The organism is Cohnella sp. OV330, assembly GCF_900112065.1.
Lineage (GTDB): Bacteria > Bacillota > Bacilli > Paenibacillales > Paenibacillaceae > Cohnella.
Window position 1 is genome coordinate 23,870 of sequence record NZ_FOKE01000013.1, and the last position, 23,479, is coordinate 47,348.

18 protein-coding genes are annotated in these 23,479 nt (G+C 62.0%); 4 read left to right on the forward strand and 14 right to left on the reverse strand.

Annotated features, from left to right (window positions below):
* Positions 1 to 2: 2 nt before the first annotated feature.
* From BM235_RS25890 to BM235_RS25900, 3 genes are read right to left on the reverse strand one after another with little or no spacing between them, the layout of a single operon-like run.
* The gene (locus tag BM235_RS25890; protein WP_090117149.1) at positions 3 to 701 is read right to left on the reverse strand and encodes a hypothetical protein; all 699 of its coding nucleotides are present in this window, start codon (positions 699 to 701) and stop codon (positions 3 to 5) included.
* Positions 698 to 1,594: an ABC transporter ATP-binding protein gene (locus tag BM235_RS25895; RefSeq protein ID WP_090117150.1), complete on the reverse strand. Its 897-nt coding sequence runs from the start codon at positions 1,592 to 1,594 to the stop codon at positions 698 to 700. The genes BM235_RS25890 and BM235_RS25895 overlap by 4 nt, the downstream gene beginning before the upstream one ends.
* A complete protein-coding gene (locus BM235_RS25900) occupies positions 1,591 to 1,962 on the reverse strand; it encodes a GntR family transcriptional regulator (RefSeq protein WP_090117151.1) in 372 nt (123 codons plus the stop codon). The genes BM235_RS25895 and BM235_RS25900 overlap by 4 nt, the downstream gene beginning before the upstream one ends.
* Positions 1,963 to 2,212: 250 nt before the next feature.
* On the opposite strand from BM235_RS25900, the gene BM235_RS32745 reads away from it, so the two are divergent.
* From BM235_RS32745 to BM235_RS25915, 3 genes are all read left to right on the forward strand, one after another.
* A complete protein-coding gene (locus tag BM235_RS32745; RefSeq protein ID WP_369803559.1) occupies positions 2,213 to 2,605 on the forward strand; it encodes a VOC family protein in 393 nt (130 codons plus the stop codon).
* A 188-nt stretch (positions 2,606 to 2,793) separates the two neighbouring features.
* Complete coding sequence (gene pepT / locus BM235_RS25910; RefSeq protein ID WP_090117152.1) at positions 2,794 to 4,032, forward strand: peptidase T; 1,239 nt, start codon at positions 2,794 to 2,796, stop codon at positions 4,030 to 4,032.
* Positions 4,025 to 4,969: a lipoate--protein ligase family protein gene (locus tag BM235_RS25915; RefSeq protein WP_369803552.1), complete on the forward strand. Its 945-nt coding sequence runs from the start codon at positions 4,025 to 4,027 to the stop codon at positions 4,967 to 4,969. The genes pepT and BM235_RS25915 overlap by 8 nt, the downstream gene beginning before the upstream one ends.
* 440 nt (positions 4,970 to 5,409) lie before the next feature.
* Here BM235_RS25915 and BM235_RS25920 read toward each other — a convergent pair whose 3' ends face one another.
* Together BM235_RS25920 and BM235_RS25925 are read right to left on the reverse strand one after the other, a co-directional pair.
* Complete coding sequence (locus tag BM235_RS25920; protein ID WP_090117153.1) at positions 5,410 to 6,312, reverse strand: NAD(P)/FAD-dependent oxidoreductase; 903 nt, start codon at positions 6,310 to 6,312, stop codon at positions 5,410 to 5,412.
* 147 nt (positions 6,313 to 6,459) lie between these two features.
* On the reverse strand, positions 6,460 to 7,500 hold the full coding sequence (locus BM235_RS25925; protein ID WP_090117154.1) for an HD domain-containing phosphohydrolase: 1,041 nt from the start codon (positions 7,498 to 7,500) through the stop codon (positions 6,460 to 6,462).
* 237 nt (positions 7,501 to 7,737) lie between these two features.
* Between BM235_RS25925 and BM235_RS25930 the strand changes: the two genes are divergently transcribed.
* A complete protein-coding gene (locus tag BM235_RS25930) occupies positions 7,738 to 8,430 on the forward strand; it encodes a class I SAM-dependent methyltransferase (protein WP_090117155.1) in 693 nt (230 codons plus the stop codon).
* A gap of 12 nt (positions 8,431 to 8,442) precedes the next feature.
* Here BM235_RS25930 and BM235_RS25935 read toward each other — a convergent pair whose 3' ends face one another.
* The 9 genes from BM235_RS25935 to BM235_RS25975 form a co-directional block, all read right to left on the reverse strand.
* Positions 8,443 to 8,862, reverse strand: a complete 420-nt coding sequence (locus BM235_RS25935; protein WP_090117156.1) for a GNAT family N-acetyltransferase — start codon at positions 8,860 to 8,862, stop codon at positions 8,443 to 8,445.
* Positions 8,859 to 9,344, reverse strand: a complete 486-nt coding sequence (locus BM235_RS25940) for a 2-thiouracil desulfurase family protein (RefSeq protein WP_090117157.1) — start codon at positions 9,342 to 9,344, stop codon at positions 8,859 to 8,861. Before BM235_RS25940 ends, BM235_RS25935 begins: the two co-directional genes overlap by 4 nt.
* Before the next feature lie 3 nt (positions 9,345 to 9,347).
* Positions 9,348 to 9,674, reverse strand: a complete 327-nt coding sequence (locus tag BM235_RS25945) for an MGMT family protein (RefSeq protein WP_090117158.1) — start codon at positions 9,672 to 9,674, stop codon at positions 9,348 to 9,350.
* 118 nt (positions 9,675 to 9,792) lie between these two features.
* Positions 9,793 to 14,643 (reverse strand): bifunctional 2',3'-cyclic-nucleotide 2'-phosphodiesterase/3'-nucleotidase, encoded by a 4,851-nt coding sequence (locus BM235_RS25950; protein ID WP_090117159.1) that lies wholly within the window; start codon positions 14,641 to 14,643, stop codon positions 9,793 to 9,795.
* Between the two features lie 392 nt (positions 14,644 to 15,035).
* On the reverse strand, positions 15,036 to 15,527 hold the full coding sequence (locus BM235_RS25955; protein WP_090117160.1) for a hypothetical protein: 492 nt from the start codon (positions 15,525 to 15,527) through the stop codon (positions 15,036 to 15,038).
* A 250-nt stretch (positions 15,528 to 15,777) separates the two neighbouring features.
* Positions 15,778 to 17,916 (reverse strand): alpha-galactosidase, encoded by a 2,139-nt coding sequence (locus BM235_RS25960; protein WP_090117161.1) that lies wholly within the window; start codon positions 17,914 to 17,916, stop codon positions 15,778 to 15,780.
* A 129-nt stretch (positions 17,917 to 18,045) separates the two neighbouring features.
* Complete coding sequence (locus BM235_RS25965; RefSeq protein WP_090117162.1) at positions 18,046 to 19,386, reverse strand: ABC transporter substrate-binding protein; 1,341 nt, start codon at positions 19,384 to 19,386, stop codon at positions 18,046 to 18,048.
* Positions 19,387 to 19,929: 543 nt separating this feature from the next.
* The gene (locus tag BM235_RS25970; RefSeq protein ID WP_090117163.1) at positions 19,930 to 21,615 is read right to left on the reverse strand and encodes a response regulator transcription factor; all 1,686 of its coding nucleotides are present in this window, start codon (positions 21,613 to 21,615) and stop codon (positions 19,930 to 19,932) included.
* Entirely contained in the window at positions 21,608 to 23,443 is a 1,836-nt protein-coding gene (locus BM235_RS25975; protein ID WP_090117164.1) for a sensor histidine kinase, read from the reverse strand. The genes BM235_RS25970 and BM235_RS25975 overlap by 8 nt, the downstream gene beginning before the upstream one ends.
* Positions 23,444 to 23,479 lie beyond the last annotated feature (36 nt).

Below are 23,479 nucleotides of genomic sequence, written 5' to 3' on the forward strand. Positions count from 1 at the left end.
CGTCAGACGGACGTGCGGCGCAGCAGCGCGTAGGATAGCGCCATGAACAGGAGCGTCAGCGGCGCGGTGCCGCCGGCGATCTCGAGCATCGTGCGGTCCGCCAGCCAATGGCCGAGATCGATCCACCAGCCTTGCTGCGTCATGACGTAGCTCCAGACCGTGCCGATCGCGAGGACGGCGATGGAGAGGATGAACATGCCGGTCTTGCCGAAGCGCTTGGCGACGCAGGCGATCAGGAAGCCGAGGTAGAACAAGAAGACGATCAGCAGGAAGTAGATGAGGAACTGAACTGGCGCGGAGCCCTCGCTGAGGTAGGGCAGGTGGAAGAAGTAGAGTCCGACTCCCCAGCCGTCGGTCCAATCGCTCTCGACGTACGACAGCAAGGTCAAACCGGCGGCGCAGACGGCGCCCACCAGGCCGATGACGCCCCCCGTCCCCCAGAAGTAATCCGACCTGCGGACGCTGAAGCCGAGCAAAAAAGGCAGGGTGCTCGACACCGACATAATGCCGGCCGCGAGCATGTAGATATACAAGGACGCGACGCCGCCGGTCGTGATGTCTTCCTGAGAAAAGAAAGCGATGACCAGATTCACGACGAAGCTCGATCCGGAGATGATCCAGGGCAGCAGGAACCAGCTGAATTTGTCCTTCAGAATCGTGGACGTGACCGCCTTCATTCTTCCGCGTTGGACGATATTCATAACGAGACCGCCTCCCTTTCCTCTTTTTTGCCGCCCGTCAGATGTACGATCAGCTGCTGAAGCGACACCGGCGCGAACTCCAGACCGCGCTCCGCCGCCTCTCTACGCTCCATTGCGCTTGCCTCTCCCATGACCGTCGCCGAAGCGATCGCGCCCATGGCGTCCCGCGACAACACCTTTTTCCCCGACACGAACGAATCGATCTTGGCGGCAGCGCCCACGACGCTGTAGGCCATTCCGGACAGTCGCTCCACGTCCTGGTCCAGCAGCAGCTTGCCTTGGTCGATCAGCAGTACGTGCTCCAACAGGCGGCTCACCTCGTCGATCAAGTGCGTCGACAGGATGACGGTGCGCGGATGCTCGGCATAGTCCTCCAGCAGCCGGTCGTAGAACAAGGTACGCGCGACGGCGTCCAGTCCGAGATACGGTTCGTCGAAGATCGTCAGGGGCGCCCGGCTGGCCAGCCCGACGACGACGCCGGCGGCGGACAGCATGCCCCGAGACAGCTTCTGCATCTTGCGCTTGAGCGGCAGTCCGAACGCTTCGGCCAATTCGGCCGCGTACGCCGCGTCCCAGTTCGGATGCAGCGAAGCGGACACTTCCAGCACGTCCTTCACCGTGAACATCGGCGGATACTTCTGGCTCTCCTTGATGAAGCAGACGCGGCGGAGTACCGACTCGTTCTCGAACGGCGCTTCGCCGAACACTTCAATGTCCCCGCCCGACGCGAACTGCTGCGCCGTCAGCATGTGCATGATCGTCGTCTTGCCGGCGCCGTTGCGGCCGAGAAGCCCGTAGATCTTGTTTTCCTCCAGCTCGAAGCTCACGCCGCGGACCGCCGCGGTGCCGCCGTAGGATTTGGTCAGGTTCGTTACCTTTACGATCGCGCTCATGACTTGTTGCCTCCCTTGCGGACCATGTCCGCGAGCTGATCCTGCGTGATACCGAGCTTCTCCGCTTCCCGCATCATCGCCACGACATATTGTTCGAAGAACTGCTCCTTGCGCTTCTCGACCAGGCTCGCCTTCGCTCCCGCCGCCACGAACATGCCGATCCCTCTCTTCTTGTAAAGAATGCCTTGCTCCGTCAACAGATTGACGCCCTTGGCCGCCGTCGCCGGATTGATCTGGTAAAATGCCGCGAACTGATTGGTCGACGGCACCTGGGACTCTTCCGGCAGCGCGCCTTCGATAATGTCGTTCTCGATGCGTTCGGCGATTTGCACGAATATCGGACGGCTGTCGTCGATCAGGAAGCTCATCGTTAACCTCACCACCACATTGGTTAATTACTTATGTAACTAACCATACAACACCTCGGATACTGCGTCAAGCGGGCGAGCGCCTTTTTTTAGAAAAAAGAGAAATTCGGATTCGAGCAATCGATGAGAAATCCGGTGGCGGAGGCGGCTACACTGAGGATAAACGCTAGATTAGTTAGTCGAGGAGCTTCGAGCGAACCGGCCGCGAGCCATGGAGGAGACAACCATGACCAAGGAATTGTGAATCAACCTGCCCAGCAAGGATCTGGCGCGTACCAGGCAGTTCTATCGCGATATCGGCTTCACCTTTAATCCGAACTTCCCCGGCGGCGATACTGCCGCGAGCCTGCTGGTCGGCAACCCGGCGGTCGTCGTGATGCTGTTCCCCGAGGAGACGTTCGCGGGCTTTGCTGCGAGCGGCGCCTCGGACGCCCGCGCGGCCGCGGAGGCGCTGCTGTCGATCGGAGCGGACAGCCGCGAGGAAGTGGACGAGCTGGCCGCGAAGGCGGTCGCCGCCGGTGGCCAGCTGTACGGCAAGCCCGGGGAGAGCCAGGGATGGATGTACGGCTGCGGCTTTGCCGACCCGGACGGGCACCGGTGGAACATGCTTTATATGGATACGGAGAAAATGCCGGGAAGATAAACGGCAGCGAGATGTTGGAGACCGCCCGAGGCGAACGCCCGGGCGGTCTTTGACGTTTCCGTTTTTTGTTTACGTTCGCGCGCCCGGCGCCTGTCTCGCGTTTGTTTTCCCGCGCCCGCCATTTGGGTTATGATGTGAACATACGCAGCTTAGCGCCGTACGAGCGCCAACTTGAGGAGGTGCCTGCCGTGAAGCAGGAATTAATCGACCGGTTCGTCAAATACGTGCAAGTGGACACCCAATCCGACGACAACAGCCCGTCGTGCCCGTCGACGCCGGGTCAATGGACCTTGCTACGCATGCTGGAAGAGGAATTGAAGAGCATCGGCATGGAGGAGGTAACGGTTGACGACAACGGCTATCTGATGGCGACGCTGCCTTCGAATACGAATGCGGACGTCCCGACGATCGGTTTTCTGGCGCATGTCGACACCGCTACCGACTTCACGGGCACGGACGTCAAGCCCCAGCTCGTCTACAACTACGCAGGCGGAGACATCGTGCTAAACTCGGCGCTCAAGCTCGCATTGTCGCCGAAAATGTTCCCCGATCTCGCCGGATACGTCGGCCACACGCTCGTCACGACCGACGGCACCACGCTGCTGGGAGCGGACGACAAAGCCGGCGTCGCCGAGATCGTGACCGCGATGGCCTATCTGATCCGCCATCCGGAGATCAAGCACGGCCGCATTCGCATCGCCTTCACCCCCGACGAGGAGATCGGCCGCGGCCCGCACAAGTTCGACGTGGCCGCGTTCGGCGCGAAATACGCCTACACGATGGACGGCGGTCCGCTGGGCGAGCTGGAGTACGAGAGCTTCAATGCCGCGGGAGCGGTCGTCACCATTAACGGGAACAACGTGCATCCGGGCACCGCGAAGGGCAAGATGGTGAATTCGGCCAAGATCGCGATGGCCTTTCATGCCCGGTTGCCGGAGGCGGAAGCGCCCGAGTTCACGGAAGGCTACGAGGGCTTCTATCACCTGCAGTCGATCGAAGGCGACGTGGAGCGGACGACGCTGCGCTACCTGGTGCGCGACCATGACCGGAGCCTGTTCGAGCGGCGCAAGCACGTGCTGGAGAATATCGCGGAGGAATTCCGCCAGACCTACGGCGAAGACAGCATCGAGCTGACGATGAAGGATTCGTACTACAACATGCGGGAAAAAATCGAGCCCGTCATGCACATCGTCGACATCGCCCGGGAAGCCATGGAGGGTCTCGGCATCGCGCCGATCATCAAGCCGATCCGCGGCGGCACGGACGGGTCGCAGCTGTCCTACATGGGATTGCCGACGCCGAACATCTTCACCGGCGGAGAGAATTACCACGGCAAATACGAATTCGCGTCCGTCGACAACATGGTGCAAGCCGTGAAGGTCATCGTCGATATCGTCCAGCGCTATGAGCAGCGGGCGCGTGTATAACGGGATTGGCGCAAGCGGGGAGCGTGCGGGTAACGCAGATGCGCAGGCAGGCGGTTCGGACTACGATCGCGCCTGGATGTCCGGGCTGCTGATCCTCGACCGGACGGACCGGCTGGAGGCGGAGGACCCGCTGTATACGTTCGCGCTGGACGAGCTGCTTTGCCGCGCCGCCGGCGTCGGAGGGCCGGCGATCTGCCATCTGTGGCGGCATCCCCGGGCGTTCGTCATGGGCCTGCGGGACAGCCGCCTCCCGCGTGCGCGGGAGGCGGCCGAGCGGCTCGCCGGCCTCGGCTACGACGTGGCGGTCCGCAATTCCGGCGGCGCCGCCGTGCCGCTCGATCCCGGCGTCGTCAACCTGTCGCTCATCCTCCCGAAGGACCGGGCCGAAGACATGGCGTTCCACGGCGACTTCGAGCGGATGTACGATCTGATTCGGCTCGCCGTCAGGCAGCTTGGGGGAGAGGCTTCCAAGGGCGAAGTCGTCGGCTCCTACTGCCCCGGGGACTTCGACCTGTCGATCGCGGGCCGCAAGTTTTGCGGCATCGCCCAGCGCAGGCAGGTGAAGTCCTATAACGTGCAGGCCTTCGTCATCGCCGATGGCGAAGGCGACGAGCGGGCGCGGGTCGTGCGGGAGTTTTACGAGCTGGCGGCCGAAGGCGCCGACCCGTCCGCGTACCCGGACGTCGGCATGGACCGGATGGCGAGCCTTGCGGAGCTGACGGGCGCGGATAGTGGCGCGGGCAATGCCAGTATTGGGAGCGCTGCAGGTAGGGCCGATTCTGGGCTTGCCGCACGATTCGCCGCCGCGGTAAAAGACGTCATCCGCTCGCATCAAACGCCGGCCGGCATCGCAAGCGCCGAAGCTGCGCTAAGCTTGCCCGCGCCGGACGAGATCGAGGCGATGGCGGCTTCGCTGCGAACCCGCTACGGCTTGTAGAGCGGCCCGGCATCGCGCGTTCAGCTCTAGTCCATCTAAGCGTAAATCATCTGTCCCTTACATGTGAAGATCCAGGCCCGTCTATCGCGCAAAAGTACACGATTTTAATCACCACCGCTACATCGTTCCGCCTATCGCGCAGAAGTGCAGGATGATCTCTTGAAACACACTAGATCTCACTCAACGAGGTGAGCTACCGTGCACTTTTGCGCGATAGATCGCCATAACCCGCCATTTTGGCTTTGGATGATGTAATTTTGCATGATCGTACTAGGTAGACCTTCAAACGTAAAAATAGCGGTTGCCATCCGCCCGCCATGCGCGCGGATCGTCCAACCGCTATTTTTACGTCTTCACCTCCGACAAATGCAGCCGCGCTTTCCTCGCTTACAGCCCGGTCACTCCACCCTGCACACCGTGCGGGCCCACCAGCCCGCCGGTCAAGCGAACGCCTCGTCCGTCATATCTTCGTTGATGCCGATCGCGGCGCGGGAGCCTTCGGCGGCGGCTACGACGAGCTGCGCCGGCATGATGCACGCGGCGTCTCCCGCCGCGTATACGCCCGGCACGCTCGTCCGGCCCGCGCCGTCCGTCTCGATGCCGCCGTAAGGCGTCATCGCGCAGCCGAGTCGCTCCGCGAAGGGCGCCGCCTGACGCAGCCGCTCGGCGACGATGCCTCCCGCGCGCGCGACCTCCTCCCCGTCCGCGAAGCGCACGGCGGACAGTTGCCCCGCCTCGCCGATTAAGCGTTCGATCGGGCGATGATCGATCCGGATGCCGCGCTCCCGCAGCACGCGTTCTTCCTCCGGCTCGAGCGAATCGTAACCGTTGGTGCAGACGAGCAGGTCCTTGCTCCAATTAAAGACCGTCTTGGCTAAATGGAACGTATGATCGTTGCCCGCGACGAGCACGAGCGGACGGTCCCGCATCTCCCAGCCGTCGCAGTAAGCGCAGCAGAACAGGCTCCTGCCATAAAATTCGCGAAGCCCCGGAATCTCCGGCAGCAGCTCCTTCAGCCCTGTGGCCAGCAGCAGTCTGGCCGCCCGCCAGCTTTCTCCCGCCGCATCCGTCAACCGAAAACCGCCATCCGGCTCCCTCTCCGCTTCCTCCACCCGGCTCCCGCAGACGCGAACGCTCGGATAAGCGGCCAGCTCGTCGTGCGCTATTTTCCGTATCGCGGCCGGCGAGACGCCGTCCCGCGTCAAAAAGCCGTGCGAGGCCAACGCCACCCGGTTCCGCGGCTTTCCCTCGTCGAACAGCGCGACGGATCTTCTTGCCCTGCCCAGGACGAGCGCGGCGCTGAGACCCGCTGGGCCGCCGCCTATGATTGCGCAATCGAACAAGTCCACATCCCCCTCCGTTACTCCTTCGTCCCAACCGTCGCCAATGCCTAATTAAGGTATTATACCCAAAACGCAAAAAGCCCCGCCGCGCGGGCAGGGCTGAAACATACTTCGGTTAGCTTGCATGATAAGCTGCATCGCCCGCGTTCAAGAGGAGATCGGCATCGGCAAAATGTCGAGGAAGGCGTCCACGACGTCCGGGTCGAAATGAACGCCGCGCTGCGCACGAATTTCGGCGATCGCTTCTTCGTGCGTCCATGCTTTTTTGTACGGCCGCTCGTGGGTGAGCGCATCGTAGAAATCGGCGATCGCGACGATGCGTCCCGACAAGGGAATTTCCGCTCCGCACAGGCCCCGCGGGTAGCCGCCGCCGTTCCATTTTTCGTGATGCGTCAGCGCGATCTCTCCCGCGATCTGCAGAACCGGGAACGAGCTCGTCTCCAAGATCCACGCGCCGATCAGCGTATGCCGCTTCATCTGCTCGAACTCTTCTGCCGTAAAACGACCGGGCTTCAGCAAAATCTCGTCCGCGATGCCGATCTTGCCGATGTCGTGCAGCGGCGTCGCCTGCTCGATCAGCTCGACCTCCTGCTGCGGCAGTCCCAGCGCGACGGCGACGTCGCGCGCCATCCGCCCGACGCGCTGCGTATGCTGGCCGGTCTCGTCGTCGCGATACTCCGCCGTGCGCGCGAGCAGGTGCAGAATCTCGAGCTTAGCCTGCTCCAGCTCGGACGTACGCTCCTGGACCCGCCGTTCGAGCGACTGGTTCTGTTCCTGCATCTGCAAGTAAAAATAGCGCGTCTTCAGCAAGTTGTCGATGCGGAGCACGACCTCGGACGCGTCGAGCGGCTTCGTGATAAAGTCGTTGGCGCCCAGATGAAGCGCCTCTTTGCGCGCGCCCGGAGAGTCGTCGGCGGTCAGCACCACGACAGGCAAAAAGCTGCTCTCTCCGATCAGGGGGCGCAGCTGCCGGAGCACGGCAAACCCATCGACGACCGGCATGTGAAGATCAAGCAGCACGATATCCGGCGACAGCTCGCAGAAGAGCGGCTCAGCTTCGGTCGAGTCGGTCGTACTGTGCAAATTCGCGAATCCGGCTCTTCGAAGCACATGCTCCAGCAGCATGATATTCGTGGGCTGATCGTCTACGATTAGGATCTTGGCATTCTGCGTCCACGCACGATTCATGGGCATCACCCCTCGGCAAATGTACCGTCATAGCCCTTTTTACCATCTACTCCGATTATAGGCGATCTTTGCCGCAAAGGGCAGACAGGATTCGCCAAATTTCGCAGTATTCGACGGACGTTAATCACAATCCTTACCCCATAGTTCCTAACTATAAACATAGTATATTTTATATATTTCCTATGGCGAAGAAGCGGCACTATGATTAAGGCAGTCAACAAACGAGGAGGGCATCCGATGAATCCGAACGTGAAAAAACAATTCGACGCCGCCGCAAGCCAGTACGACGAGCAGAGAAGAGGGCTCATACCTTGCTTTGACGAATTCTACGGCATGGCCGTCGCGCTGGCCGAGAGCGCGGAGGCCGCGCCTCGCGTGCTGGACTTGGGCGCAGGCACCGGCCTGCTGGCCGCGATGATGCGAAGCAAACTGCCGGAGGCCCGACTCTCCTTGATCGATATGAGCGAGAGCATGCTGGACGTCGCCCGCGAGCGGTTCGCAGGCGACCCGAACGCCCAATTCATCGTTGCCGACTACTCCGGCTATGCGTTCGCGCCAGGCAGCTACGACATCGTCGTCTCGTCGCTCTCGATCCACCATCTGACCCATGCGTCCAAGCGGGAGTTGTTCAAAAAACTGTATCAAGCGCTGGCGCCCGGCGGCGTATTCGTCAACGCGGACCAGGTCGCCGGCACGACGCCTGCCGCCGATGCGTACTATCGCAAAAGATGGTTAGCCGAGATCGCCGCCAGCGGACTGCCCCAATCGGCCATCGACGCTTCCGTCGAACGGAGAGGCGTAGATATCAACGCCAAGCTCGGCGATCAGATCGCTTGGATGACGGAGGCAGGATTCCCGGACGCGGAGTGTATGTATAAATATCTCGACTTCGCCGTTTTCTGCGGCTCCAAGCCCGCCGCCGCGTCTTAATTGACAATCTCGCTATACGTCTCGGGAGTATACGTAAAACCCGCTCCGGCGCTGCCAGCCGGTCGCAGTCCAAAAGGCGGCGCCCGCGTCATTGTCCTCCAGCACGAAAAGATGGCATTTGCCTATGCCGGCCTCCCGCAGCTTGTCCAGGCTGAGGGAGGCCAATTGCCGGGCAATCCCCCGTCCGCGATAGGCCGGATCTACGGCGGCATGGTACACGTAGCCGCGCCTTCCGTCATGGCCGCACAAGATCGTGCCCGCCAGCTCGCCGTCCGCTTCGCATACGAAGCTCATGCCTTCGTTGCGGCGCAAGTAGGCCGCGATCGCCTCTCTCTCGTCCGCCTCGCTCAGCGCCAAGCCTTCGATGCGGCGCCAAAGGGCGATCATCCGGTCGTAGTCGGCGATCTCCATGTCCCTAAATTCGATTTTCATCGGTCCGAATCCGTCCTCTCCTGCTCCAGCCGGGCCAGCTCCCGCTCGGCCTCTTCCAGCTGATCCTCTCCGAAAACCTTGAAGCCGTGCTTGCGCAGCAGCGCCGCCGTCTTTCCTTCGCCCTGGCGCTTCGCGCCGCTGAACGTACCGTCGTAGACGAACAAGCTGCCGCAGGAAGGGCTGCTTTGCTTCAGAATAGCCAGCGCCACGCCATGCGTTCGCGCCGCCTGCAGGGCGATCTCGGCGCCCCGATCGAACGCCTCCGTAAAGTCCTCCCCCTGTTCGGTCACGACCTTGTCGCCCCGAATCTGCGCCGGCGGACGCGGCGTCGGCAGCCCGCCCGCGACTTCGGGACATACCGACACGAATCGGCCTTCGGCCTGCCAACGCGCGAACCTGGGATCCTCGCACAGCTTGCCCCCGCCGTCGTAGCGCACCTGCTGACCGAGCAAGCATGCGCTGACCAGTATTTTCGCCGGCATCCGCTATCCATCCCCTTCCGGACTCGCCCCGTCCCATCTGCACTGCGCGAGGTCTACGCGGTAGTCCCCGTCGAACATCACGCCCTCCTCCTCGAGCAGCGCACGCTGCGTATACCGGGCTTCGTCGCCCGGCAGCGCGATCTCTCCCTTGGCGTTCACGACTCTGTGCCACGGAAGACCGTGCGCTTCGCTCAGCGAATGCAGCACCCAGACGACGCGCCGCGCGGCCCGCGAGCTGCCTGCAGCGGCCGCCACTTGCCCGTACGTCATCACCTTGCCGGCCGGTATCGCCTTTATTACTTCGACCACTTGCGCCGTAAATGGCTGCATGCCGTTCACCTCTACGTTACAGCTTATAATAGTTCGCTTAAAGACGCCAAGCCCCCGGGGCCGAAGCGCCCGGGAGCTCGATGATCCAGCTGTATTCGATTCGCCTGGAGCGTCGGCGTTAGAAGCCGCCGCCCGACTCCGCCGTGACCAGCAGGCCGTGAACGACCTTCGCCGCTTCGGCGCGCGTCGTAAAGCCCTGCGGCGCGAAGACGCCGTTGCCGCGGCCTTGCATCAGGCCTTCGTCCAGAATTCGACCGACCGACCCTTGTGCCCAGCTGCTGATCTTGCCGCCGTCCTTGAAGCTGGCGGTACCGGTCGTGCCGCCCGACTTCAGCGCCGGGATGCGCGCCAGCATGACCGCCATCTCCTCGCGGGTGATCGGCGCGTTCGGCGCGAAGCTGCCGTCGCCCTTGCCCGTGATGAGGCCGTTCGCGGACGCGATGCCCACGACTTCTGCATACCAGCTTCCCGATGCGACGTCCGTGAACGAGGCGCCGGTGCCTTGGGTTTGCAGCCCGAACTCTTGCACGAGCAGCTTGGCAAATTCGGCGCGCGTGATCTGCCTTTGAGGCGCGAAGTTCGCCGCGTCCACGCCGTCGATGAGCTGCTTGGCCGCCAGTTCCGCGATGACGTCCTTCGCCCAATTCGAAGCGGGAACGTCCGCGAAGCTGCGGTCGTACGTCAGCGCTGCATAGGTGCCAGGCTGCGTCACTTCAGTCGTCAACAGGCCGCCTTGCAGCTTGGCCTTCACGTAGACCGGCTTGCCGCCGTCGATGCGGTACAGGTTCGTCAGCTTCGCGTTCGCGCCGCTATCCGTCGGGATAGAGATCGCGATCGGCTCTGCGAATACGCTCAGCGTGCCTGCGGTGCCGCCGTCCTTCGTGACGGCCGTGAAGCCCAGCTTCGTCGCCGCGCCCGCCGATTTAATGTTCAGATTCGCGTTCTGCGAACCCGCCAGCAGCGTCGCCGCGGACTCGGTCGTCAGACGGCTATAGTTCAGCGACAGCGTCGCGTCCTTCGCCGCATCGCCCGATACGAGCTTTGCCGCATCCTCCAGCACCTTGGCCGGGATGGACAGGCTCACGCCGTTCAGCTCGAGCCTGACTTTGTTGCCTGCGCCAGCCAGCTCCGCGATGTTCAGCGGCAGCGAGATGCTGACGTCGGCCGCGCCGGCCGGAATCGTCACCGGCAAGCTCACGATGCCGTTCTCCGCCTTTGGCACGTCTTTCGCTTCAACGCTCACCTTCACCGGCGCGCCTGGCGTCGGGGTCGGCGTAGGGGTTGGCGTAGGTCCGCCCGGGTTGCCTGGGGTAACCGGCGGCGTCCCCGGTTTATTGTCAATGCGTCCTTCGATCTTGGCCGTGATCGGGCCGCCCTTGAACGTATCCACGATGTACTTGTAGAAAATGTCGAGGTCGGTCGGGCCCACTACCGCGCTCTTGGCTTCAGTGAGTACCTTGTAATTGTCGCCGCCCGCCGCCATGAAGTTGTTGACGACCGCCGTGTATTCCTTGTTGTCTTCGATCGGCGTGCCGTCCGTCTTCGTCAGGCTTGTGACGCGCTGCGGGACAGGCAGATCCTTATAGGCCGTATACTTCAGGCCCGAGATTTGCAGCGTCTTCGTGTCCGCGGTGCCGTCCGCCTTAACGCCCCACTGCTGCTGGAGCAGCGTGCGGATCTGCGCGCCCGTCAGCGTCAGCTTCACGAGCGTGTTGCCGAACGGCTGAACCTTGGCCAGGTCGCCGAACTTCACTTCGCCCTTCGGCAGATCCGCGCGGATGCCGCCCGGATTCATGAATGCGAAGTCCGATCCCGGGAACGCGCTGCGCATCGCGTCCGCGATTAGGTTGCCGAGCGGCGCTTCGTTGTTGTAAGCGTCGGTCCGGACGATCGATCCGTCCGTCGTGCCGACCGGATTTTTAAGCTCAGGGTGCTTGTCGAGATAGCTGTTTACCAGTGTTTCAGTCGCCTTATCCGGCGTCACGCCGTCCTGGAACGTCGTCGTGACCGTCGCCGACTTGCTCGTGATATCGCCCGTCGCCGGATCGACGACCAGCTTGACGTCCTCGAACGCCGTGCCGTAGGAGTAAGCTTGCACGACCAGCTTGCCGTCCACGAGGCCGTTGGCCAAAGCGTGGTTGTCGCCGGCCATAATGACGTCTACTTCGTCGTCGACGCTGTTCGCCAGATCGGCGGCTTCGCCCGTCGTCAGGCCGGTCGTCGCGTTCGTGGTCGCCGGGTCATGCGCGAGGATGACGATGCTCTTGATGCCTTGTTTTTTCAGTTCTGCTACCGCTTTATTCACGACAGGTGCCTGATCGACCAGCTTGACGCCCTTCAGCCCTTCGGGCGACACCTTGGTCACCGTCGCCATCGTGACGACGCCGATGAAGCCGATCTTCACGCCGCCGATCTCCTTCACCACATAAGGCGCGATGATCGGTTCGCCCGTCTTCTCGTCTACGACATTGGCGTTGATATAATCGAAGTTCACGCCTTTGTGGACGATCTTGCCGCCTACGGGATCGACGCCCCCGTTCAGCTGTGCCTTCAATGCAGCCACGCCTTGGTCGAATTCATGGTTGCCCAGCGTGCCGATGTCGAACTGCATCAGGTTCATCCATTCCAGCGTCGGCTCGTCGCGCTCCAGCGAAGAGACCGGCGCGGTCGCGCCTACGGAGTCGCCGTTGTGAACGAGAAGGCTATTTTCGTACTTGGCGCGCGCTTCCTTGATATACGTCGCCAGCGTCGCTGCCGTGCCCACCGGCTTGTTGTTCACGATCGAAGTCGTGTCCAGTTGGCCGTGGAGGTCGTTGATGCCGATCAAATGCACTTCGACAGGCTTGGTCGGCGTCGGCACCGACTCGCTCAGCTGCAGATTGTAAACTTCAAAATTGCCTTTTGTGTCGCCGCTGTCCGTGATCTTGCCGTTCGTTTGCGCCGCATACTTCGCTGCTGCAGGAGAACTCGTGAAGGTCACGTTCACCTTGCCCTTGATCGGCGCGAACGTCCAGTTGCCGTCCGCGCTCGGACTTACCGTCTTCATTTGCGAGATATAATCCATCAGCACCTGACGGTTCTCATCCTGGGAGTCGACAGCCAGCGTGGAGCCCTTAAGCCCCGGGAAGTTGCCGCCGCCGCTCGCGCGGTAGTTGTTGGTGACGACGATGAATTCCTGGTTGGGATCGATCGGCTCGCCATTATATTCGAGGTTCACGATCCGGCTGGACGACGCATTGTTGATGCTGCCGTCCGGCTTGTACTTGGCCGGCTTCGTTACGTCGATCTGATAAGTGACGCCGTCGATGACGTCATAGTTAAAGACGGAGAAATTCGGGTTCAACAGCGGCTGAGGCAGCGACTTCGTCCGATAAATCTGGTTGAAGGCGCCCGCGGACATCTCCAGCCATTCCTTGACCGTCGCGCCCTTGATTACGACTGCCTTCAGCGTATTGTCGTACAGATACAGATCGCTCGCGCTGCGGATCGTCAGCGGGCCCGTGTCGATGTCGGTATACTCGGACGGCCCGTTGCGTCCTGCCTTGAACGGCGCGCCCGCGCTCAGAATCGGCAGGTCTTTGTAGACCGTGCCGGCCACCGACTGCTTCGCGTACCATTTCTGCGCGTCCGTCACGATCTGGATCGACGGATCGTCTTGCACCATCGCGAAGTAGCTGTTGATCGGCGCATCCGTCTCTCCGAGCTTCTGCCCGGTATAGTCGATCGTTGCCTGATGCTCGGCATTGACCGCACTCACGACATCCGCATCAGGCTCAACATTGGCGTAGTTCACTTTGTCCACCGTGCGGTAGATCGAACGTGTGGATGACTGGGAGCCCGCCTTGTCCACCGCCCATTTGCCGTCTGCGTCCTTGACGAGCTTGAGGTCGATGAGTCCAAGGCTTGCGCCGCCGAAGCCCGATTGCACGGCGAATACGCCGTTGATCGTGCCGCCGCCGAGGCCGTAAACGTTGTTTACGACGCTGCTTGACGAGTTGTACGGCAGACCGGTAGACGGGTCCTTGAACAAGGCGTCCAGCGAGGTGTTGCTCGCCGTCGGGAAGACTTTATGCGTGTGGGAAAACGTAATCGCGTCGATGCCAGGCACCTTGCTCAGCGCGTTCACGTCGTTCTCCGAAAGATCGCCTATTTCCGCGTTCGCGTCGAAACCCGTGTGCGCGAGCGCCACGATGATGTCCGCGCCGGCCGCCTTCATGAGCGGTACGAAATGCGCTGCAGTCTCTGCGATATCCCGCGTCACGACTTCGCCGAACAGATTGGCTTTGTCCCAATCCATGATTTGCGGCGTCACGAGGCCGATGACCCCGATCTTGACGGTCTGGTCGACGCCTGCGTCGTCCTTGAACGTGCGGGTCAGAATCTCGAAAGGTTTGTATTTGTTGGTGGTCTCGCTGTCGTCGGCAACGCCGTCCTTGTCATCATCCACGTAAATATTGGCGTTTACATACGGCAGCGGATCGCCAGTGCGGTCTTTGGCGCCGGAGATCGCTTTGTTTAGAAAATCCAATCCATAATTGAATTCATGATTGCCGAAAGTCGCGGCGTCGTAGCCGATCAGGTTCATCGCCTTGTACATCGGATGGACGCTGCCCGGGTTCGACAGCTTGTCCACTTTGGCCATATAAGTGCCGAGCGGCGTGCCTTGGAGCAAGTCGCCGTTGTCGAACAGCAGCGCATTCGGCTGCTCGGCGCGTGCCTGCTTGATCAGCGTCGCGGTCCGGTCCAGTCCCACCGCTACCGACTCAGCGTTTTTAAAATAATCGAAGCCTCGAACATTCGTGTGCAGGTCCGTCGTCTCCATGATCCGCACGTGAAGCGGTGCATCCGTCGCAGCGGCAGCCTTGTCAGCCGCCAGCAGGCCGAATCCCCCGAACACCTGAGAGACCAACACCGCCGCGGCCGTCACGGTCGACGATCTTTTGCCCCAACCAGTCTTCCTGTTCAACATGCTCGCTCTCCCTTCGGTTCGCAATCTCTTCTAGTATAATAAAAGATATCGCTAGTTTGTCGCTTAATTTGTAAAAGATATGTAAAGGATCAAGAACAAGGGTGTTGGTAGAGGGGGGACACGTAACGCTGCAGAAGAAAGGGGGCAACCTCAAAAGGAGGCCCGTAGATCCACAAATGGCACGTTAGCGGGGAAGCGGCGCTCGATGTGTGCACGTAGATCAATAGTTGGCACGTTCGCGGGGGAAGCTGCGATCGATGCGTGCACGTAGATCAATAGTTGGCACGCTCGCTAGAAGGAGATTTGCAGAAAAACGGGACTATCTCCCGGGTCAAATGATTGACCCTGAGACACCCCCTCTTTGCGGCTCGAAACGCGAACCACTTCCCTATTTATATATACTGAATGTTCGACTGCGTCCCTAGCGGCAGCAGCTCGTAGAGGTACACGCCGAGGAGCTCGCGCTCGATCGGACTGATCGGCAGCGTCGAGCGGATCGTCAGATACACGGTCGCATTTACCCGATCGTAGCGCTCGAACGAGATGCGCCCGCCGGCCAGCATACGGTCCACGACGTCGATGATGTCGTGCAGGTCCGAGCCGCGGTTCATCGCCGCTTCCCTGACATCGTCCGGCACCTCCGGCGCGGCAGGCACCCGCTCCTCCCTCGTCAGTCCGTACGGCTTCACCTTGAAGCAGACGAATGGCGTCAGGTAGGCGGATGCGAACTTCAGCAGGTTCGCCCGATCTTCCTCGCGCAGTTCTAGTTGATCGTCCCAGGCGTAGATCGTCGCCGTCTGCTTGCCGCTCGTATGGATCCTCACGTATCGCAGATGAGGAAATCGCTCCCGGACGAGCGATTCGGACAACAGTCGCGTACTCATCGTGGGCCGCCCCCTTCTCGTTCGAATTTATACATTCAGTTTTGGCTACGCTTTCACAAGATGATGATTCGACGCCTCGGCTTCCCTTATGCTTCCCGTCGAGCGGAACGGAAGATATTCACTATTGTATTCCGCTCGCCGCGGGATGTATGTTCGCAAGCCTAAAGTTGCAGCGGAGAGAAGGGCAATGAACGCAAACAGGCCGCCGCCCGCAAGGGCGACGGCCATCTTCTTCGTTCAGGCTACCGGCTTAAAAACGCAGCTCCACCAACCGCGCCGTCCGCTCCCGCGGCAGCGTCACGCGCAGCGCGCCGGCTTCGGCGTCCCAGCGGACGGCGCTGCCCTCGTGCGCGGCCGGGTACGCGATGCGCACCTGCACTTGAACTTCACCGCGCGCGCCTGCATCGCCAACACCTCCGCCAGCTTCCGCCGCCAGCCAAGGCAGCGGCAGCGCGATCTCGGCGGATTCGCCGCCGATGCGCCAGACCGCGACATAGGCGCGGCCCTCCGAGCGGATGCCGAAGCAGATCCAGTCGTCCTGCTGCGTCGGCAGGCCGAGCGGCCAGAACGGCAGCCCGGCGGCGATGTCGGCGCGCATCGTCTTGTAGTAGTCGAGCGCCTCCTTGACGAGCGCGCGGCGGCGCGGGCTCAGTTCGGCGACGTGGCCGCTCTGGTGGACGCGCAGCAGCATCGCGTTGACCATGTTGAACACGACTTCCTCGTCGTCGCCCTCGCGCAGCGGATACGACCAGATGGCCGATTGCTCCGGCGTCAGCGCGGACGGAGAAGCGGCGGCGATCGCCGCGTATTTCACGTAGTCCTCCTGGTCGCTGGTGGACTGGATGCTATGCCGGCTCAGCATGGCGTAGTCCATGCGCATGCCGCCGCTGGAGCAGTTTTCGATGACAAGGTCCGGGTACCGCGCGAAGATGCAGTCAATCCAAGCGAGGTAAGCCCGGTTGTGCTGCAGCAGGCCGTCGCCGAAGCTGTCCGCGTCGGTCTCGGTGCCGATGCCCGCGTTGATGTTGTAATCCATCTTGATGTAGCCGACGCCGTAGTCATCGACGAGACGCCGGATAACTTCGTCCGCGTGGGCGACGACGGCCGGATTGCGGTAGTCGAGCTGGTAGCGGGAGCGGTCCTTGACCCGTTTGCCGTGGCGCATGAAAAACCAGCTGTCGTCCGCGTCCGCGAGCTTCGGGCTGTTGATGCCCATAACCTCGAGCTCCAGCCAGAGACCCGGGATCATGCCTTTGCCGCGGATATAGTCAAGCACGTACTTGATGCCTTCGGGGAACCGCGCCTTGGACGGCAGCCACTCGCCGACCCCGTCCCACCAATCGCCATCCGCATACCAGCCCGCGTCGATGCAGAAGTATTCGCTGCCGATGTCGGCAGCCGCGTCTATAAGAGGGAGCAGCTTCTCGGTCGTCGGCTGGCCCCACAGGCAGTTCATGTAGTCGTTGAAAATGACGCGCAGCAGCCGGTTGTCGTCGTTGGGGCGCCGGATCGCGCGACGGTAGCGCGTCAACTCGCCGATCGCCGCGTCGAAGCCGCCGCGCGTCGCGCCGACCGCCGCCGGCACGGAGACGAACGATTCGCCCGGCGCGAGCTCCAGCCACCAGTGATTGTCATGCTCGGTCGGACCGCTCACGAGCAGCGTCAAATAATCGAACTGGTCGATGATCTCCCAGTGCCACGATCCGTTGTGCTCGATCTGCCAGAACAGCTGCGTGTCCGTCTCGCGATTGTCCAGCACCGCCATCGGGATATGTTCGGCAGCCGCCCAGGAGCCCGTGTTGCTGCAGGCAATGCGCTTCGAGCTGCGGTCGGTCACGTGCGATAGGCCAAGCTCGGGCAGCGAGTACGTCCGCCATTGCAGCTCGCTCTGCCAGCCCATATGCGGAATGGAGACGGACATCTTGTCGTCGCGGTCCAGCGCGCCTTCTTTGTCGAGCCCGGTCAGCGCGAACGTGGATACGTACTCGACGCCCAGCGTCGCGGCGCCGCCGTTGCGCAGCGTCGTCCAGCAGCGCGCGACCGCAATGCCGTCGTAGAACTGGAAGTGCGACACGGCCTCGAGTCCCGTATCGGGATCGGCGAGCGTCACTTCGAGCTTGCGGCCCGGACCGCTGCGCGCGTCGCTGTGCGACCGGTACTGCATGCGCAGGCCCGGAAAGGTCGCACGGTGCGTGCGGCCGTGGTATTCGGCACGGTCTTCGCCGGTCAGTTGCAGCTCCAGCAGCCTGAAACCGGGCGCCTGCTTGACCGAGACGGCGCCCGGCCGGTAGAGCCCGGGTCCGAAATGCATCAGCCGCGCATCCCCCTCGTCCGTCACTTCAATATATAAATGCAGGCCGTTTTCGGCGATCTCGATCGCTTTGCTCATTGTCGCGCACGCTCCTTGCGTTCATTTAAGATGAATAAGGTCCGAAAACGCGCAAAACCCAGTCCCGGAGGGCTGAGTCTTGCGTGTTTCTATTCCGGTTCGGCGCCGGGCGCCTTGCCGTTACGATTATTATTGAGCGGAGCCAAGCTGCGTCCACGCTTGCTGAATCTCGGTGATCGCCTGGTCCTTCGTCTTGCTCTTGCCCACATAAGCCTGCATGATCTCGCCAAACTTCTGGTGGAACGTGTCGAGCGAGTAGTTGACGGACAGGTCGCCGGACTTCTCGGTCTTCAGGATCTCGTCCATCGCCTTCGGCATTTGCAGATCCGGCAGCGGCGCGTCCTTGATCGGCGGGATGACCTTCGCGACGTTGGAGAACCAGCTCTTGCCGTAGTCGGACGTATACAGCCAGTTGAAGAAGTCGATCGTCTCGCGGGCGACCTTGGAATCCTTGTTGATGCGCAGCGCTTGGTCGGCGCCCGTGATAATGACCGCTTGCTCCGGCTTGTCGCTGACCGGGTAGCCCATGATGCCGATCTGGATGTCCGGCGTGATCTTCTCGATCGCTTCTTCGTCCCATGCGCCCTTGCCGGTCATGATCGCGGCCTTGCCTGCAGCGAAGTCGCTGACTTCTGCGTTGCTGTCGCGTTCAAGCGGCTTGTCGGTGCCGTGAGCGATCGTCGTGTCGACGAACTTGAAGAAGTTGTCGGCCAGCACCGGGTGATCCTTGAATGTCGTCTTGCCGGCGATGAAATCGGCGACCAGCGACTTGGCGTCCGTGCCTGCATCAAGCGCGGCAGCATCCACGAAGTGTTGGAACACGTGCTTCCACGTCCACCATTCTTTGTAGGCGTTGGCGAAAGGCGTGATGCCCTTGGCTTCGAGCTTCGCGATCGCGTCGTCGAGCTGCGCGGTCGTCTTCGGCACCTCGGTGATGCCCGCTTCTTCGAACAGCTTCTTGTTGTAGATCAGCGTGAACAGGTTGCCCTTGACCGGCAGACCCAGCACCTTGCCGTCGCTGGACGTCATGTTGTTGCGCACGGCGTCCGTCATGGCTGCGGCCAGCGGTTCGCTGGTCAGGTCCGCGCTGTATTCGGCGAAGGTGTCGATATCTCCGCCTGCCGTCGTCTGGAAGACGTCCGGCGTGTTGCCGGAAGCGATGCGCGACTTCAGCACCGTGTTGTAGTCGGCCTGCATGATCTCGAGGTTGATCGTTACGTTAGGCTTGACCTTCTTGTATTCGGCGATATAGGCGTTAAAAGCGTCCGTGTACTCCGGCGAAGCCGTGAACATGTTGATGGTGACCGGCTTGTCCGAGGTGCCGGCCGAGGCGCTAGCCGACGAGCCTGCGCTAGCCGATGCCGCTCCGCTCGACGCCGCGTTGTTGTTGTCGTTGTTTCCGCCGCATGCGGCCAGCAGACCGGCCATCATCACCGCGCTGACGGATACGCCCGCGATCTTTTTGAGCATGTATGTTGCCCCCGATTCGTTTGTGATTTTGCGCTACGATGCTTATATTAAAGAACCGCGGTCGGCAACCCAATGCATTTAAGTAATCTTTTAAGGGTAAAAAAGCGGCCTGGCCGGCTGTTCGCTTTTTTACCCTTCTCCCGAACAAGGGAAGTTATGCGTGACAAGAGAGACCCGTTAGCCGATAAAATCGGCTATCTCCTCCAGCTTCACGCCCCGGGCGCTCCCGTTAGCCGATAAAATCGGCTATCTCCTCCAGAATCACGCCCCGGGTGCCCCCGTTAGCCGATAAAATCGGCTATCTTCTCCAGAATCACGCCCCGGGTGCCCCCGTTAGCCGATAAAATCGGCTATCTCCTCCAGGACCACGCCCTGGGGACCTCCGTTAGCCGATAAAATCGGCTATCTCCGCTCTCACCGCTCGCTTGGTGCGCATCTTTCGTGCTCGTATCTTCCATACTTGCATCTTCCGTACTCACATCAACCGTTCTCGCGTCTTCCGCTCTCACATCATCCATGCCCTTTGACCAGCCAAACCCCAACTCACGGCGCTTCCGTCCCCTGCGCCCGGTACTCCGACGGCGACAGCCCCACGTAGTTGCGGAACGCCTTGGAAAAGTAATTTTTGTCCTTGAAGCCGAGCATCTCGGAGATCTCCTGGATCTTCAGCTCCGGCCGGTCGAGCAGCGCCTTGGCCTTGTCCATGCGCACCTTCTGCACGTACTCGTGGATGCCGAAGCCGTATTGCTGCTTGAACAGCTTCATCAGGTATTCCCTGCTCAGAAAATAGCGCTCCGTAAACATCGAGATCTTGATGTCCTCGAAGTAATGCTGTTCGATGTAGCGCTTGATCTCCCCCACATCGAAGACGCGCTCCGGCGACAGCGAGGCGCGCGCCAGCTCGGCGTACCGCTCGCAAAGCCCGCAGAGCAAAGCCTCGTACTCGTCGAAGCCGGCATAATCGGCGGACAGTCCGAGCGCGCCCAGCGCCCCGTCGCCGCGGATACCCGCTGCAGCCCCGCCGTCCCCGCCCGAGCCGCCGCTCGCAGCGCCGGCTGCCGGCAGACCCAGCTCGAGCGCCAGCTCGCCGAGCAGGAAGATCAGCTCCTCCAGCAGCCGATCCGCCTGCTTGAAGCTGAAGCGGCCCCGCTCCCGCACGCCGGCCAGGAACTGCTGGGCGACCGTCCGCGCCTGCGCTGCGCTGCCCGCCTCGATCGCCGCGCGAAGCTGCGGCATTCGCGCCGCGAATGAAACGGCCGGCGCGCTCGCCTCCTTGCGTTCCGCCGCGGGCGGCGCCGGCTGAAGCGCGTCGCGGCGGAACAGGTCGGCGTCGTCCGCCGCCTCGGACGCGGCGCCGTAAGCGTCCGCCAATCCCCCGACCGCGACGCCGGGTCCGCTCAGACCCGCGACCGTGCGGATGCCGAACAGGTCGCTCAGCCCCTGCGCGATCTTGCGCGCGAAGTGCGCGGCGCGGAACGCGAGATCCTCGGGATAGCCGCCCGTCATCGAATGGATGACGATCAGCTCCCGGTCCCGCTTCGGATTCGCCAGGCCGAAGCTCTGGAAGCCCGCCTCGGCGAACTCGCCGACGACGTTGGCCGCCGCGTAGTGCAGCAGCGCCGTCTCGCCCTTGAACCGGCCGGCCGCGACCGCGTTCAAGTTCAGCAGGCGAAGCACGGTCACGCCGAACCGCGTACCGGGATCGTCCGCGCCGATGAGCCGCAGGTACGCTTCGCTGCTGCCGGCCCTGAACGTGCGGGCCAGCAGCGACAGGTAGATGTTTTCCTTCAGCTTGGGCAGCGACATGTTGAGCGCGATATCGCGGTCGATATGGTCCCGCTTGCTGTCTCGCCGGGCGTCCAGGACGCCCGCCGCCTTGGCGAGCGCCTGGTTGAGATCGCCCCGGTTGACCGGCTTCAGCAGGTAGTCGACGACCCGCGAGCGGATCGCCTGGCGCGTATAGTCGAAGTCGTTGTAGCCGCTGATGACGATCGTGAACAGATCGGGATAATCCCGCTCCACGACCTGCAGGAATGCCAGCCCGTCCATGACCGGCATCTTCATGTCGACCAGCACCAGGTCGGGCCGCTCCCGCTCCAGCAGCGCCAGCCCTTCCTTGCCGTCGGCCGCCTCGAGCACCTCGCCGATGCCGTGCCGCGGCCAATCTCCCAGGATGCGAATGGCTTCGCGGGTCGGCTCCTCGTCGTCGATGATCAACGCTTTATACAAGACGTCCGCCTCCTCCCGGGATCTTCATGCGCAGCTCCGTGCCGATTTCGAGCGCCTCGATCTCGAGCCCCGCTTCCCCGCCGAACAGCAGCTTCAGGCGCGCGTCCAGATTGCGCAGGCCGATACTGTCGCCGGTGCGGGCTTCCCATGCCTCCTCGAAGGAAGCGCGCACCTCCCGCAGGCGGTCCGGCGCGATGCCCGGCCCGTAGTCGCGTACGGCGATGACCGCCCGGTCTTCCTCCATATAGACGGATAGCGCGATCGTGACGGGCCGCTGCACCTTTTCGACGCCGTGCTTGATCGCATTTTCAACGAGAGACTGAATCGACAGCTTCGGGATCGACAGCTGGAGCAGCGCCTCCCCGATGTCGTAGGACATGGCGACGCGGCTGCCGAATCTCGCCTTCTGCAGCATCATGTACCTTTCCACGTGCTTCAGCTCCTCATTCAAATAGACGATATCCTTGCCGCTGATGCAGTAGCGGAGCGTGCCAGCGAGCGCGTCGACCATGTCCGCCACGTCGTCGTTGCCGCTCTTCAGCGCTTTCGTCGATATCGCCTGCAGCGCGTTGTATAGAAAATGCGGATTGATCTCGGCTTCCAGCGCCTTCAGGATCGCGCTCTGCTCCGTAAGCTTCATCTTGTACCGCTCGTTGATCAGCTCGTTCGTCCGCCGCGCCATCAGGTTGAAGTGCTTGGATAAATATGCGATCTCGTCGAGCCCGCGCACCTCGGTCACCGTCTCGAAGTCGCCCGCGCCGAACCGGCTCATCTCCTTGGACAGCCGCTTGAGCGGACGCGTGATCGCGTTCGAGGTCAGGATGACGAGCCCGACCGCGACGGCCAGGAACCCCAAGCCGATCCAGATGCTGATGCGCCGCGCCTCCACCGCCGTCCGATAGATCTCGCTGAACGGAATCGGCTTGACGAGCCGCCAGCCGTCCTGCCCGTCTACGTTTTCGACGACCAGATAGCGCCCGTCCGGTCCCTGCCAATTGAATCTCCCCTTCGTCTCCTCCGCGTGGAGCAAGGACGTGAAGTCCTCGTCGCCCGAGGCGGAAGCGTAGAAGCCGGGATCGTCGACATGAAACGGCGTGTCGTCCGCGTCCAACAGAATGGCGTGCTCTCCGGCGGTCTTGGGCATGTCGGCCATGATCGCGTTTTTGGCCGAATCGTTCACGTAAAAGCTGAGGATGGCGCGCGCCTGCCGATCCTTCAGCGAGCGCAGCACCCGGTGATACGCCATGTAAACGCCCTCCGGCGCGGTGCCGTAGCCGGTGGCGCGCGACAGGACCAGCGATTGCACGCTCCGGTTGTACGGATCCGCCATCGCCCGCTCGTACCAGGCCTGCCCAGGGATGCCGTCGTCCAGCGCGGCGCGCACCGTTACGTTGTATCGCTCGCGGGTTACGTACAGATACTTGCGTTCGTCCACCAGGTACAAGTAGATGCTCTGCAGATCGGACCTCGCGTAAAAAAGCGAACGCAAATAGTCCTCCAGATACAGCCGGGAGGCATAGTCTTCGTCCTCGCGCTCGATAGCGCGCATCAGCGGGTCGTAATCGATCTGCGGCAGCGACAGCTGTTCGAGCTCGCTCATGTACTTGGCGTAGTTCTGGTTTACCAGCTTCAGGTTGCTCCGGTTGCTCGCGATGCTGTTCGCCACGGATTCCCGCTCGATGATCTTGTATGCGATGACGGTGAGGCTCGAGACGATCAGAATGATGATGGAGGTGAACAGCAGGATCAGCTTGTTCACCAGCCTGCGGGAAGGCGCCTCGCGCAGCCGGCGCGCGGTCCGCCGCAGCCATTGCGGGAAAATCTGCATAAATGCCTCCAGTTCACCTTATTACCCTTAAGTGAT